Origin of the sequence: Subtercola boreus (assembly GCF_003399645.1) — a bacterium.
GTDB lineage: Bacteria > Actinomycetota > Actinomycetes > Actinomycetales > Microbacteriaceae > Subtercola > Subtercola boreus_A.
Genome location: NZ_NBXD01000002.1, coordinates 281,169 through 294,440, shown reverse-complemented (window position 1 = coordinate 294,440; position 13,272 = coordinate 281,169). Strand labels below are relative to the sequence as shown.

The 13,272-nt window shown below is 67.9% G+C and carries 14 protein-coding genes; 9 read left to right on the top strand and 5 right to left on the bottom strand.

The genetic code is table 11. The features are described 5' to 3' along the window. Positions 1-20: 20 nt before the first annotated feature. Entirely contained in the window at positions 21-1,640 is a 1,620-nt protein-coding gene (locus tag B7R24_RS01465; RefSeq protein ID WP_116417182.1) for an ATP-binding cassette domain-containing protein, read from the top strand. 45 nt (positions 1,641-1,685) lie between these two features. On the opposite strand, the gene B7R24_RS01460 is transcribed toward B7R24_RS01465, so the two are convergent. The 3 genes from B7R24_RS01460 to B7R24_RS01450 form a co-directional block, all read right to left on the bottom strand. Then, positions 1,686-2,951: an NAD(P)/FAD-dependent oxidoreductase gene (locus B7R24_RS01460; RefSeq protein WP_116417181.1), complete on the bottom strand. Its 1,266-nt coding sequence runs from the start codon at positions 2,949-2,951 to the stop codon at positions 1,686-1,688. A 182-nt stretch (positions 2,952-3,133) separates the two neighbouring features. Further along, positions 3,134-3,574 (bottom strand): OsmC family peroxiredoxin, encoded by a 441-nt coding sequence (locus B7R24_RS01455; protein ID WP_116417180.1) that lies wholly within the window; start codon positions 3,572-3,574, stop codon positions 3,134-3,136. Positions 3,575-3,648: 74 nt separating this feature from the next. Then, positions 3,649-4,101: a MarR family winged helix-turn-helix transcriptional regulator gene (locus tag B7R24_RS01450; protein WP_116417179.1), complete on the bottom strand. Its 453-nt coding sequence runs from the start codon at positions 4,099-4,101 to the stop codon at positions 3,649-3,651. 147 nt (positions 4,102-4,248) lie between these two features. Between B7R24_RS01450 and B7R24_RS01445 the strand changes: the two genes are divergently transcribed. Beyond that, on the top strand, positions 4,249-6,231 hold the full coding sequence (locus B7R24_RS01445; protein ID WP_147303927.1) for an MSCRAMM family protein: 1,983 nt from the start codon (positions 4,249-4,251) through the stop codon (positions 6,229-6,231). 12 nt (positions 6,232-6,243) lie between these two features. Here B7R24_RS01445 and B7R24_RS01440 read toward each other — a convergent pair whose 3' ends face one another. Together B7R24_RS01440 and B7R24_RS01435 are read right to left on the bottom strand one after the other, a co-directional pair. Further along, positions 6,244-6,810 carry a GIY-YIG nuclease family protein gene (locus tag B7R24_RS01440; RefSeq protein WP_116417177.1) on the bottom strand — a complete coding sequence of 189 codons (567 nt, stop codon included), beginning with the start codon at positions 6,808-6,810 and terminating at the stop codon, positions 6,244-6,246. A 36-nt stretch (positions 6,811-6,846) separates the two neighbouring features. Then, positions 6,847-7,344 carry a MarR family winged helix-turn-helix transcriptional regulator gene (locus B7R24_RS01435; RefSeq protein WP_116417176.1) on the bottom strand — a complete coding sequence of 166 codons (498 nt, stop codon included), beginning with the start codon at positions 7,342-7,344 and terminating at the stop codon, positions 6,847-6,849. Positions 7,345-7,462: 118 nt separating this feature from the next. Between B7R24_RS01435 and B7R24_RS01430 the strand changes: the two genes are divergently transcribed. The 7 genes from B7R24_RS01430 (at position 7,463) to B7R24_RS17730 (ending at position 13,271) form a co-directional block, all read left to right on the top strand. Continuing rightward, positions 7,463-8,644 carry a TerC family protein gene (locus B7R24_RS01430; protein ID WP_116417175.1) on the top strand — a complete coding sequence of 394 codons (1,182 nt, stop codon included), beginning with the start codon at positions 7,463-7,465 and terminating at the stop codon, positions 8,642-8,644. 74 nt (positions 8,645-8,718) lie between these two features. Further along, positions 8,719-9,312, top strand: coding sequence for a TerD family protein (locus tag B7R24_RS01425; protein WP_116417174.1), 594 nt, complete (start codon positions 8,719-8,721; stop codon positions 9,310-9,312). Positions 9,313-9,403: 91 nt separating this feature from the next. Beyond that, positions 9,404-9,982 (top strand): TerD family protein, encoded by a 579-nt coding sequence (locus tag B7R24_RS01420; protein WP_116417173.1) that lies wholly within the window; start codon positions 9,404-9,406, stop codon positions 9,980-9,982. Between the two features lie 68 nt (positions 9,983-10,050). After that, positions 10,051-11,262, top strand: coding sequence for a toxic anion resistance protein (locus tag B7R24_RS01415; RefSeq protein ID WP_116417172.1), 1,212 nt, complete (start codon positions 10,051-10,053; stop codon positions 11,260-11,262). Between the two features lie 36 nt (positions 11,263-11,298). Beyond that, positions 11,299-11,868 carry a hypothetical protein gene (locus B7R24_RS01410; RefSeq protein ID WP_116417171.1) on the top strand — a complete coding sequence of 190 codons (570 nt, stop codon included), beginning with the start codon at positions 11,299-11,301 and terminating at the stop codon, positions 11,866-11,868. Then, positions 11,868-12,419: a TerD family protein gene (locus B7R24_RS01405; RefSeq protein WP_116417170.1), complete on the top strand. Its 552-nt coding sequence runs from the start codon at positions 11,868-11,870 to the stop codon at positions 12,417-12,419. The genes B7R24_RS01410 and B7R24_RS01405 overlap by 1 nt, the downstream gene beginning before the upstream one ends. Before the next feature lie 3 nt (positions 12,420-12,422). Beyond that, positions 12,423-13,271, top strand: a complete 849-nt coding sequence (locus tag B7R24_RS17730) for a hypothetical protein (protein WP_216363583.1) — start codon at positions 12,423-12,425, stop codon at positions 13,269-13,271. Position 13,272 lies beyond the last annotated feature (1 nt).

The window sequence follows — 13,272 nt, the reverse complement described above, 5'->3', positions numbered from 1 at the left end:
CTCGCGATCGGTCTGAACGGATGCCCGTGCACGGCCTGCCCCTCACCCTGAGTTCCGTCTCAGCGAGGTCGGCAGCCGGCACGGGCATCCGTTCTGTGTCGGTGGAGGTGTCGGCGGGGGCCGTGCACGGCATCCTCGGCGAGAACCTCTCCGGGGCATCCGAAGTGCTCGCGGTGATCGGTGGCTACCTGCCGGTTGACGGAGGAACGCTCACCGTCGGCGGTGTCGAGCAGCACTTCGCGGCGCACGAGGCCGCCGAGGCCCTGGGCGTGCGGGTGGTGCGCGGCGAGCCGGCCATCGTGCCGCACCTCTCGGTCGCCGAGAACATCTACCTCGGGCGCGAGGGCGCGGTGCGCGGGTTCATCCGGTTCGGCCGTCTGAACGCGAACGCCGCCGAGTTGCTCACCCGTTTCGGTCTCGGCGCCGTCACGAACCCGGCGGCCCCCGCCTCCACCCTGAGCCGCGCCGAGCGCTGGATCGTGGAGCTGCTGCGCTGCCTCGTCGCCGAGCGCACCGTGGTGCTGCTCGACGAACCCTTCACGGGGCTGGATGCCCGGGGGCTCGACCTCGTCGCGGCCGGCATCGGGCGGCTCGCCGCCGAGGGGGTCACCGTGGTCGTGGCGAGTCACCGTATCGACACCCTGCGGCGGGTCGCATCCGAGGTGACGGTGATGTCGCGCGGGCTGGCGGTCGAGACGGTCAGCACCGGTTCCGCCCCGGCCGCGAGACGTTTGAGCGCGACCTCCCGCCTCATCGAACTGATGACGGCCAACATCGTGGTCACCCCCCGGCCGACCCACGAGAGCATCGCGCCCGGTGACGTGGTCTTGGAACTCGTGGACTTCACGGCCCACCACCCCGTCGACACCGCCCGTGCGGTGGTCGAGAACGTCTCCCTGACGGCGAGGCGAGGCGAGATCGTCGGGCTCGCCGGGCTCGAGGGTTCGGGTGTCAGCGACCTCGCGCTCAGCCTGTTCGGACGATCGTTCAGCTCGAAGGTGACGGGCGAGTTGCGGGTGAACGGGCATCCGCTGGTCGCCTCGACGCCGCAGGAATCGGTGGCCGGGGGAATCGGGTTGTCGACGGCGGCGAACCTGAAGTACGACCTGAACCTGCTGGGCGGCATCCCCTCACGCATCTCGTCGTCGATGCTCGCCCGCTTCGCCAGGCTCGGCCTGGTCGACCGCGACCGGGACTACAAGACGGCGGCGCCGGCTTTCGGCCTCGGCGGCATCTCGGCTCTGGTGGGCGGCGGTCGGCGCGGGAGTGCGGGCGGCGGCATCGACGGCTCCGATTTCGGCGGTCCGGGTGCCGGTGGCACGTGGACGACGGATGCCCGGCGGCACCTCGACGCCCTCACGGCCTGGCTCGACCTGCCCCTGGAGCGGCGGCCCGTCGTGGTGGTGCTCGATCATCCGACCGCCCGGCTCGACACTGCGAGCCTGCAGGTCGTGCGCGACCTGATCGTCGAGCTCGCGGCGGGAGGCACCGCGGTGCTTTTCGCTTCCGACGACCTCGACGAGCTCCTCGTGATGACGAACCGCGTCTACACCTTCGTGGCGGGCCGGGTGACCGCCGACCTGGACACCCGCGCGGCCAGCCCCGAGACGCTTCTGGCGCATATGATCGGGCCGGCCTGACGCGACTGCATCCGCGGTGCGGATCCGGTGCGGATCAGGTGCGGATCAGGCGCGGCCCTTGAGGATGAGGTTCCAGTAGACCCAGGGCAGAACGTAGCGGTCGGCCACAAACGTCAGGCGTCGCTCCTTCGCCAGGCCCTTCCAGAACGGAATGGTCGGTTTTGGCCGGTAGCGGTCGTCGAACTCCGAGAACACCACCGTCGATCGCGAAACGGTGAACGGACACACCGAGTAGCCGTTGTAGACCTGCGGCAACGGCTTGCCCTTCTGAGCGGCGACGAGGTTCTTCGCCAGCACCAGCGTCTGCTGGCGAAGCGCGCCGCCCGACTTGGAGTTCATCGTCGCGGCAGCATCGCCGAGGGCCCACACGTCGGGAAAACGCGGATGGCGCAGCGTCAGCGAGTCGACCTCCACGAAGCCGCCCGCGTCGCCCCCGGCCGCGAGACCCGTGCCCACGAGCCAGTCCGGCGCGGACTGAGGCGGAACCGCGTGCAGAACGTCGTAGGAGAGGGTCTCCCGTTCGACGTCGACGTCGGCGGTGGCGCCCCGGGTGCTCTCCGCGCCCGGCACACGATCGATGCCGTCGACGCCGGCGATCACGACTGTCTTCTGCCGGGCATCCACCTCGACCAGCTCGCGGTCGAAGTGCACCTCGATTCCGTACTCGGCGACCTTCCGTTCGAGCTCGGCGTCGATCAGCGGCATGCCGAACATCGTCGGAGTGGGCACCACCAGCACCACTCTGATGTCCTTCAGCACGCCGGTCTCACGCCAGTGGTCGCAGGCGAGGTACATCGGCTTCTGCGACGCCCCCGCGCAGGTGGCCGGCCCCGAGGGCTGGGTGAAGACGACCGTTCCGGTACGAACACTCCGGAGCACATCCCAGGCCTTCTGCGCGTACTCGAACTCGTAGTTCGAGATGCCCGACGACGTCTGCATGGCATCTGTCAGGCCCGGCACGGAGTTCCAGTCCTTCTGGATACCCGGGCACACGACGAGCTGGGAGTACGAGATCGAACGGCCCGACGCCAGCGCCACCGTCTTTCGTTCGGGATCGATGCTCTCGACGCGGGCCTTCACCCACGTGACACCCTTCGGGATGACGGACTCCTGGGGCCTCGTCGCGGCACCCGCCGGGGCGGTACCGCCCGCGACGTGCGAGAACATCGGCTGGTAGAGGTGATGCGTCCGTGGTTCGATCACCGCGACATCCTGAACCCCGTACCGCCGCAGCCGGCCGGCGACGGAGAGCCCGGCGTTGCCGCCGCCGATGACGACGACCTCGTGGTGTTCGGTGCTGCTGTCGGTCATGGCTGTGGCCCCGTTCACTGTGCTCGAACGGCCACCCTACGTCGCCTACCCCCGGGCAGGGTGGGCGTTGCGCTGAACCCCGTTTACTGCTGGGCCGACGCACCGACCGACTGAAACCTTCGAAGTTGCCGCCCCGAGTGATCGGAGCGACAACTTCTGAGGTGTCGAGGGGGGGCGGGAGCCTAGGCCTCGAGGCCGGCGTCGAGGGTGATCTCGACGCCGGTGAGGGCCTTGCTGACGGGGCAGGTGTTCTTGGCGTCGGTCGCGGCCTGCAGGAAGGTCGCCTCGTCGATGCCGCTCACTTCGCCGCGCACACGCAGTGCGATTCCGGTGAGGCGGAAGCCGCCCTCGGGGTCGGGGCCGAGCGACACTTCAGCCTTGACGTCGAGCGCCTCGACCGTGCCACCGGCTGCACCGAGCACGGCGGAGAACTGCATGGCGTAGCACGCGGAGTGCGCTGCAGCGAGCAACTCTTCGGGGCTGGTGGCGCCGTTGGCGTCGTCAGCGGCGCGCTTGGGGAACGAGACATCGTAGGTGCCGAGCTTCGAGCTCGACAGCTCGACCTGGCCCTCGCCGGTCTCGAGGCTGCCGTTCCAGGCGGTGCGAGCGGTACGTGTGGGCATGAGTGTCTCTTTTCTTTCGGTGTTCTCTAGGGGTGGTTCTCGGGATGGATGACCGGCAGCACCGGCCACGTCGGCTACGGCTGGGCAGTTTCTCGCACGTGCGCGGAAACATCGGCGATCTGGTCACGGAGAGCGTGCAGGTCGGGCAGGTCGAGACCGGTGGCCCCGCAGATCTGGCTCTGGATGCCCGCGGTGCGCTCGCGCAGACGATCGCCGGCCTCGGTGAGAGTGATGAGCACCGATCGCTCGTCTTCGGGCAGGCGCATCCGTGTCACAAGCCCTGCACCCTCGAGTCGGCGCACCAGCGGGGAGAGTGTTCCCGAATCGAGCATCAGACGCTCGCCGAGATGCAGCACCGTCGACGGCCCTTCCTCCCACAACACCAGAAGCGCGAGGTACTGCGGATAGGTGAGACCGAGCGGGTCGAGCAGCGGACGGTAGCGGGCGGTCAGGGCACGCGAAGCGTTGTAGAGCGCGAAGCAGATCTGGTCGTCCAGGAGGGGGCTGACAGCGGGGCTCGGCGACATGTTCCGACCCTACTACATTGTGCGCCGTTAAATTGTGCACAATGAAAAAGAAGTTCCCGAAGGTGAAGGATGCTTGACGACGGTCCGTCCGGCTGCCACAGTGGGCGCACACGCCGCCGGCGTCGTGTACGAGGGGGGATACGCGTCGTGGATCGAACTGCCGGGCATCCGTCGCCGTCGTCGCTTCGCAGAGGAATCAGACCCCGGGGCCGAATTGCCGGGTCGATGCTTGCCGGAGCGCTCGCTGCTCTGCTCGTCGCCGGCGGGGGGCTCGAGTCGGCCACCGCCACACCGAACGCCGCCAGCGTACCCAGCGTGGCACCGAACGCCCCCGCCATACCGTCGCCGGCGCCGAACGCCCAGCGCTTCGCCGCCGCACCCACACCGACCGTGTCGGGCACCCCGCGCGCCGGCCTCACGCTCACCGCCACCATCGGCACATGGAAACCCAGCATCGAACCGTCGTCGTACCTCACCTCGTGGAGCGTCGGAGGCACCACCCTCACCCGCAGCGTCAACTCCCCGACGCTGCTTCTGACCGCGGGCGACGTGGGCAAGCCGGTCACCTTCACCGTCGTCAGCCAGCTGCCCGGTTACGAGCGACTGGTCCGAACGAGTGCACCGACAGCTGCCGTGTCGGCCGGGGTCTCCCTCGTGAGGCCGGGTACGGCATCCGTCACCGGCAGCGGCCTCGTCGGCCAGACGCTCACTGCCGTCGCCGCGGGCTGGATACCCGACCCGATTGCCTTCACCTACCAGTGGTCGGTCGGCGGCCGGGCCGTGGCGGGCGCGGCCGCGAAGACGTACACGCCGACGGCTGCGGATGCCGCGAAACGCGTCACCGTGTCGATCACGGGCTCCTACCCCGGCGCGACCCCGGCTACCCGCATCGCGGCGCTGACCGGCAGCGTCACCCAGCTCGGATCGATCGCCGGAACGGTCTACGCGAGCGCGGCGCCCGTGAGAATCGTGACGAATGGATCGGTGGCGCTCTTCACCGGCGATGCCGGCAGGTACACGGAGCCCCTGGCGCGCACCGTTCTCGTCAACGGCACCTATTCCTTCGCCGGTCTCGTTCCCGGCGAGTACACGGTACGGTTCACCGACGAGAGCACCGGCCAGCAGGCCTTCATCGGCGGCGGCAACACCGCCGGCGGTTCCACGGCGATCACCGTGACCTCCGGGCGGCAGACCACGAGGAACTACACCTTCAGTGCGACCGGCTCGATCTCGGGGGTTCTGACCCTCGACGGCCCCCCGGCTTCGCCCGACGACGCCTTCGTGGTCGAGGCGACCTCGAGCAAAGGGTTCGACTACGCCGTCGCGGCCGCCGACGGCACCTTCACGATCAGCGGCCTGCCCGGCGGTTCGTACACCCTGGCCGTGCACACCTCCAACAATCGTGACCAGGTGTCGATCTACAACACCGGCGTCTACACCGTCGGTCCGAACGCGACCCCCGGCCGGGTCCCTGTGGCGGCCGACCGCACGACGACAGGCATCGCAATCGTGATGAAACCGGCACCCGTCATCGCGGGAGTCGCCACGCTGAAGGACACCGGGTCGCCCTCCCCGTACACGCTCATCGAGGTGTACAGCGTCGGCGGGGCGTCCGACGGGTTCGTCGATTCGAGCCAGACCGAGACCGACGGCCGCTTCCGGGCCCCGCTCCTCGAGCCCGGTTCGTACAAGCTGGTTGCGCGACCGCCCGCCGGGGAGGGGCTTGCCGTCACCTTCATCGGCGGCACCTCGTTCGAGACCGCCCGGGTCTTCACGGTGAAGAACGGCGACACGGTCGGCGGGGTGACGGTCGCGATACCGACGGAAGCGGTGCTGACCGGGGTGATCATCGCTCAGGACACTGAGCTGCCGATCCAGAGCGACATCACGCTGGTGCCGGAGGCCAACGCGCTCGACATCCTCCCGACGACGGTGAAGAGCACCGACGAGCTGGGTCGTTTCAGCGCTGACGGGCTCCCGGCCGGTCGCTACACGATCCGGGTCCACCCGGTGACGGGTAGTTACCCCGAGGCGGTGTGGGGCGAGGGAGCGCCGGGGGGCGCGAGAGTGATCACACTCGTCGCCGGGCGCACCACCGACATCCGCGTGGTGGCGTTGCGGCTGTACTGAGCCGGCGACCCTCTAGCCGCCGAGCGCTCGCCGCTCGCTCAGCCAGCGCGCGTACAGCCCCCACGGGTCGTCGACACCGTACGCGAGAACCGCGATGTGCGAACTCAGCTCCGGATGCACGGCGAACCACTCGCTGCGCGGCACCCGTGCCGAAGCGAACCGCTCGTGCCGACGGCGCTCGAGCAGCCGCCCTCCCCGCTCGAAGGCGAGCAACTCCTCATAGAAGAGGCTGCCGAGCCGCTGCCTCGGGTTGGCGGAGGTACCGATCTTGATGCGATCACCGGAGCGGATGTAATAGACGACCTCGACCCGCTCGACCCGCACCCCGGCATCGGGCACCTCACCGACCCGCCACTCGCAGATGGCGCACAGCCAGCCCGAGGGGTACCGCACCCCCAGCCGGGAGCCGCAGGCCACGCACGGCGAGGGCAGTACGTCGGTCGTTCCCACGTCACGGGCGACGAAGTCGTGCGCGAGGAGCAGGTGGTGCGCGCAGAGTGCCAGCGGAGCATCCCCCTCGACCGGCGCGCCGCAGACCCCACCGTCGTCGTCGACGCTGCAACAGGATGCTCGGCTCACCCCTTCACGCTACGCCGCACCCCCGACGCCCCGGCCTCACCGCGTCTCGTTGTGTCGCCAGACCGCGTCGGTGACCCAGGAGAGCTCGTCGGCAAAGCGGCCGAGCAGGCGGGAGAACTCGGCCCGGTCGTGTTCGTTCCACTTGCCGACGAGCGTGTTGTAGACATCCTGGGCGATGCGGCGGTGCCGGTCGATGGCGATCGCGCCGGCCTCGGTAGCGCTGACCAGCACAGCGCGACGGTCGGCAGGGTCGGGCGCGCGCGCGACGAGGCCGGCAGCCTCGAGCCGCCGGATCTCGGTGGTCATCGTCGACTTGTCGACCGAGAGCCATTCGGCCAACCGGGACATGCGGATCGGCTTCGACGCGACGAGGCGTTCGAGCAGCCAGGAGTCTGTACTCGAGAGGGCCGCTCCCTCGGCGTCGTGGAGGGTTCGGCGGTTGTCGGCGCGAGATGACCAGCGAGCGATGAGCGACAGGGTCGCCTCGATCGACTCACCGACATCGACGCCGGTCTCCTGCGGAGTGTTCTCCATACCTGAGTGTTTCCTGTCGAATCGCAAGCGATGAATGGTTGGATTGGCCCAACTAATATAGTGGGAACACACCAACTAAATCACATCAACCCTCGAACAAGCGGAGAACGCGCAAACCATGGACATCCCCGGCTACGTCTGGCTGCTGACAATCGTCGGCATCCTGGCCCTTCTTGCCTTCGACTTCATCTTCCACGTGCGGAAGGCCCACGAGCCCACGCTGAAAGAGGCCGCCAAATGGTCGGCCATCTACGTGGGCATCGCCATCGCCTTCGGTATCGGCGTGCTCACGTTCGGCGGCCAGACCCTCGGCACCGAGTACTTCGCCGGCTACATCACGGAGAAGGCCCTGTCGGTCGACAACCTCTTCGTCTTCCTGATCATCATCGCGAGCTTCAGGGTGCCGCGCGCCGACCAGCAGAAGGTGCTGCTGTTCGGCATCATCTTCGCCCTCATCGCCCGCACCGGATTCATTTTCATCGGTGCAGCGGCCATCAACTCCTTCGCGTGGCTGTTCTATCTGTTCGGCGGGTTCCTGATCTTCACCGCCATCAAGCTGCTGCGCCCCGAGTCAGAGGGTGATGACGCCGACAATGTGATCATCCGTCTCGCGAAGCGCCTGTTCAACACCACGGAGCGCTACGACGGCGACAAGTTCTTCACGATCGAGAACGGCAAGAAGGTTCTCACCCCGATGCTCCTGGTGATGGTCGCCATCGGTGGAACCGACCTGCTCTTCGCGCTCGACTCGGTGCCCGCCATCTTCGGCCTCACGCAGAACACCTACATCGTGTTCACCGCCACAGCCTTCTCGTTGATGGGTCTGCGCCAGCTGTTCTTCCTGATCGACGGTCTGCTCGACCGCCTCATCTTCCTCAGCTACGGCCTGGCCGCGATTCTGGCCTTCATCGGCGTGAAGCTGGTGCTGCACGCTCTGCACGAGAACAACCTGCCGTTCCTGAACGGTGGCCAGCCCATCCCCGTGTTCGAGATCAGCACCGAGCTCTCCCTGATCGTCATCATCGGAGTTCTCACCGTGACCGTTCTGGCCTCGCTCTTCAGCCCGGCCGGCAAGGCGAACACGATCATCAGCGACTCCCGTCTGCAGGCCAAGAAGTACGTCGAGCACGACTTCAAGGGTGACGATGCCGAGCGAAGCGCCACCTACAGGAAGATGGTCGCCCGCGAGAACCAGTTCGACACCCTCTCAGACAGGCAGCGCGCGAAGCTGACCGAAGACGATGAGCTGAAAGAACTCATCGCACAGGCTCACGAACTGCACGGCCAGGGTTCGAAGTAAAGCCGTATCCTCTAGCGTGGGGAAGGTTTCTCCCCCACGCTCCGCAATTGCACCACGAACAGGGAGTACACATCATGGGTCTGAGCTTGGAAAAAGGCCAGTCACTGTCACTGACGAAGAAAGACGGTGGCGCTCTCACGAAGATCCGCCTGGGTCTCGGCTGGGACAGCGCCACGCCGACGAAGCGCGGCCTGTTCGGCAGGCCGAAGGCCGCCGCTGAGATCGACCTCGACGCCTCGGCCATCTTCTTCGACGCAGCCGGCCGCGTTCTCGACACCGTCTGGTTCCAGCAGCTGGCGAGCAAAGACGGGTCGGCCCAGCACACGGGCGACAACCTGACAGGGGCCGGTGACGGCGACGACGAGACCATCCTGGTCGACCTCTCGAGGGTCGCCCCCGCGGTCTCGCAGATCGTCTTCGTGATCTCGAGCTACAGCCAGCAGACCTTCGATCTGGTCGAGAACGCCTTCAGCCGGGTGGTGGATGATTCGACCTCCGGTTCACCGGAGGTCGCCCGGTACCAGCTCACCGACTCGGGAAACCACACCGCGATGATCATGTCGAAAGTCTCCCGCGACGGCGACGGCTGGAGCTTCAAGGCCATCGGTGAGCGCGCGAACGGCCGCTCGGTGATGGACCTGCTGACCCCCGCCGCCAAGGCACTCTGACCCGATGTCGGAGGGTCGAGGTAATCTCGACTCCGACCCTCCGACACTCCCCCACAACTGCACGACCCGAACACAAGGAGCACTGAACACCATGGCTGGTCTCTCACTCGAAAAGGGAAACAACCTCTCGCTGACGAAGGTCAGCCCCGGACTCACGATCGCCACCGTCGGCCTCGGCTGGGACCCACGCACCACCAGTGGCGAGCAGTTCGACCTCGACGCCTCGGCCCTGCTGCTCGGCGCCGACGGCAAGGTGCGCTCGAGCGCCGACTTCATCTTCTACAACCAGCCCGCGACGCCCGACGAGTCGGTCAAGCACATGGGCGACAACCGCACCGGCGAGGGTGACGGCGACGACGAGCAGATCAACATCGACCTGCAGAAGGTCACAGGCGACGTTCAGCGCATCGTCATCGCCGTCTCGATCGACAAGGCCGACGACCGCCGGCAGAACTTCGGCCAGGTTCGCGCCGCCTACTGCCGGGTCGTCGACCAGGACGGCCAGGAGATCGTGCGCTTCGACCTCAGCGAAGACGCGGCCCCCGAGACCGCCATGGTCTTCGCCGAGGTCTACCGCAACGGCGCCGAGTGGAAGTTCAAGGCCGTCGGCCAGGGCTACACCACCGGTCTCGCCGGCATCGCCGGCGACTTCGGCGTTCAGCTCGGCTGAGCCCCGGGCATCCCCCTCCCCCGCTCCTCCCTCCACAGACGACCTTTCACGCGAGTTAGGCACACACCATGAGTACACCGCTCACTCCCCCCGACGCCGGCGACCAGGCCCAGGCCTCGCTGGTGCTGCGTGCTCCGGATGCCCCGGCCATCGTCGAGGCAGAGGAGGCGCCGGGCATGGTTCCGGTGCCCGCCGACCGGCAGAGCGAGATCCAGCGCCAGGCCCGCGAGTTCGTGGCGGAGGTCGCGACGCTCGATCCGCGCACGCCCGAGTTCACGCAGAAGGTGGAGGGCATCTCGCAGATCGGCGGCAAGGAGATGGTGCAGTCGGGCGGCTACTCGTCGCGCATGCTCGAACGCTCCTCCACCTCGGTCGCCGGCAGCAAGCGCAGCGGCAACAGCGCCCAGGTGCAGGTGGCGGCGACCCTCGGAGACCTGCGCACGACGGTCGAAGACCTGACGCCGAACGCGGCAGACCTCGGCGTCGGGCGAAAGATCCTGGGCTTCATCCCGGGCGGCAACAAGCTGGCCCGCTACTTCCAGAAGTACGAGAGCGCCCAGACGCAGCTCGACAAGATCATCAAGTCGCTGATGGCCGGGCAGGACGAACTGCTGAAAGACAACGCCTCGCTCGCCGGTGAGAAGGTGCAGCTGTGGGAGACCATGCAGGCGCTCAGCGAGTACGCCGTCTTCGCGAAGGCGCTGGATGCCGCGACCGTCGAGAAGATCGAGTCCAGCCGCGCCTCCGGGCGTATCGACGAGGCGCAGAAGCTCGAAGCCGACGTGCTGTTCCCGATCCGGCAGCGCCACCAGGACATCCTGACCCAGCTCGCGGTGTCGGTGCAGGGCTATCTCGCGATGGACCTCATCCGCAAGAACAACCTCGAGCTCATCAAGGGTGTCGACCGCGCGCGAACCACCACGATCGCGGCGCTCCGCACGGCGGTCATCGTGGCCCAGGCCCTGGCGAACCAGAAGATGGTGCTCGACCAGATCGACGCGATCAACACCACCACGAACAACATGATCCTGAAGACGAGCGAGATGCTGAAAGACCAGACGGTTCGCATCCAGCAGCAGGCAAGCACGTCGGGTGTCAGCGTCGAGACGCTGCAGAAGGCGTTCGACAACGTGTTCCAGACGATGGATGCCATCGACACCTTCCGCGCCTCTGCCGCCAAGAACATGGAGGGCACGGTTTCGGCGCTCGAGACCGGGCTGCTGAAGGCCAAGCCGTACCTCGAACGCAGCCGCCAGACCGAGCAGGGTGAACTGCGCTGACCCATTACAGTCAGGTGTGACGAGAGAGGTGACACCATGGCATTCGGCAGGTTCGTGAATTCCCTCTTCGGCGGGGCCCCGCAACCGCCGGCCGTCATCGACACCGTGCCAGAAGCGACGGTGGAGAACGAAGACGTGCAGACGGAGCGGGCCCTGGGCGCCCTGCGGAGCTCGACGCGCCTCGCGGGACGCGAACTGCCCACCCTGCTCCTGTCGCGGCTCGGGCAGATCGACGATCTGCTGCGGGAGGTCGTCTCGACGATCGCGGCGCAGGACGCCTCAACCGAACAGCGGGTGCTGCTGGCGGCGATGGTGAACGACTACATCCCGACCCCGCTTCGCGCCTATCTCGCCCTGCCGGAAGAGGATCGAGCCGACGACGCCCAGGCCACACTGCTCTTCGCGAACCAGCTCGGCCTGCTCGAAGAGACGGTGCGCGACCTGCTCAACCAGATCCGCATCGGCGCTATCGCCGAGTTGTCGACGCACGGGCGCTTCCTGGCCGACAAATTCCAGGCTCCGGATGCTGCGCTCACGCTGGGTGGGAGCAGCGCGGATGCTGCGGGCCGGGCTCCCGATGCCGGGCTCACGCTGGGCGGGCGCTGATGGCCACGCTCATTTCGGGGGCGAATGCCGCCCTCACCGCAGAGAACCCGGGCTTGGAAGACGTGCTCGTCGGGTTCGGCTGGGAGGTCATCCCGAGCCGCGGACCGCAGGCCGAACTCGTGCCGCTGGCGATCATGTGCGGAGCCGACGACCACGCCCTCTCGAACGACCATCTGGTGTTCTTCAACCAGCTCGAGAGCCAGGACGGATCGGTCGTGTTCGCGACCGGCACCGACGTCGAGGAGATCGACGTCGATCTCGCACTCGTGCCGACCGAGGTCGCCAAAATCGCCTTCCTCGTCTATGTCGACCCCGACGTGCGCGGTGCCACCGACTTCTCGGCTGTGCGCTCGGCCTACGTGCGGGTCGCAACGAGAGACGGGCGGGAGCTGGTGCGCTTCGACCTGCCTCTCGGCGACAACCGCAGCGTGCACGCCATGCTCTTCGGCGAGCTGTACCGTCACCGCGACGACTGGAAGTTCCGGGCCGTCGGGCAGGGGTACACGAGCGGGCTGGCGGGCGTGGCCAAAGACTTCAGGATCGACCTCTAGGCCGTGGCCCTGAACCCGGCGGCGGTACGCCGCGACCTCCCGTACCTGCGCCGGCGCGTGAAGGCGCCCGTGCCCGCGCCTACGCCTGCGCCCGCGCCTGCGCCTGCTTCCGCTGAGCCGCCTGCTGCACCCACCTCCTCCGTTCCCTCGGGTGGACTCAGCCTCGCGCGACCGAGTGGTGGGGGCACCGGGCTCGACCTCGGTGCCCGCAGCTCTCCGGCCCCGCAGAGCGCGGGTGCGCGCCCGGCTGCGCCCCGGGCATCCGGAGCACCCGGCGGAACGCCCCGCTCCACCCCCGCCGCACCGCGCGGGCGGCCCGCACGGCCCGAGCTGCCCGGCCCCTTCCCCGCGCCCGCCATCGGCGATGTGCGGGAACTCGGTACTGAGGAGCCGGTGCTGCGACTCAACGCTCGCGAATCGGCCATCGGCAGCCTCATCGTGTCGGGCACCTCCGCCGTCGCATGGGAGACCACCGACCTCATCGCCGGCGCCGCGTACGCCGACGGCGGCACCGAGGGCACCTCCGTCTCGACCACGGGCAACCGCGCTCTGGTCGGTTACGACGGCCCCGATGCGATCGTCTCCCTGCGCCACCTGCACCGGCTGCGGCGTGCCCTCTTCATCGGTGCGGCCTCCGGCGTGATCGGCGTGCAGCTCTTCGACGGGTCGAGCTTCACTGTCTCGACACCGAACGGTTCCCCGCTGTTTGTCCTCTCGTTGCTTCGGGTCGGCAACCTGATCGAATTCCGCGCCGAACCGGTCACCCGGGAGGCGACGCCAGCACAGCTCCACCGGGAATTCGGGTTCTCGATGACACCACACCTCACCGCCCGCGAACCCCGGAGGAGATAGC

Coding starts and splice junctions, on each gene's coding strand:
- B7R24_RS01465 (WP_116417182.1), top strand. CDS start 21: ATGCCCGTGCACGGCCTGCCCCTCACCCTGAGTTCCGTCTCAGCGAGG.
- B7R24_RS01460 (WP_116417181.1), bottom strand. CDS start 2,951: ATGACCGACAGCAGCACCGAACACCACGAGGTCGTCGTCATCGGCGGC.
- B7R24_RS01455 (WP_116417180.1), bottom strand. CDS start 3,574: ATGCCCACACGTACCGCTCGCACCGCCTGGAACGGCAGCCTCGAGACC.
- B7R24_RS01450 (WP_116417179.1), bottom strand. CDS start 4,101: ATGTCGCCGAGCCCCGCTGTCAGCCCCCTCCTGGACGACCAGATCTGC.
- B7R24_RS01435 (WP_116417176.1), bottom strand. CDS start 7,344: ATGGAGAACACTCCGCAGGAGACCGGCGTCGATGTCGGTGAGTCGATC.
- B7R24_RS01430 (WP_116417175.1), top strand. CDS start 7,463: ATGGACATCCCCGGCTACGTCTGGCTGCTGACAATCGTCGGCATCCTG.
- B7R24_RS01425 (WP_116417174.1), top strand. CDS start 8,719: ATGGGTCTGAGCTTGGAAAAAGGCCAGTCACTGTCACTGACGAAGAAA.
- B7R24_RS01420 (WP_116417173.1), top strand. CDS start 9,404: ATGGCTGGTCTCTCACTCGAAAAGGGAAACAACCTCTCGCTGACGAAG.
- B7R24_RS01415 (WP_116417172.1), top strand. CDS start 10,051: ATGAGTACACCGCTCACTCCCCCCGACGCCGGCGACCAGGCCCAGGCC.
- B7R24_RS01410 (WP_116417171.1), top strand. CDS start 11,299: ATGGCATTCGGCAGGTTCGTGAATTCCCTCTTCGGCGGGGCCCCGCAA.
- B7R24_RS01405 (WP_116417170.1), top strand. CDS start 11,868: ATGGCCACGCTCATTTCGGGGGCGAATGCCGCCCTCACCGCAGAGAAC.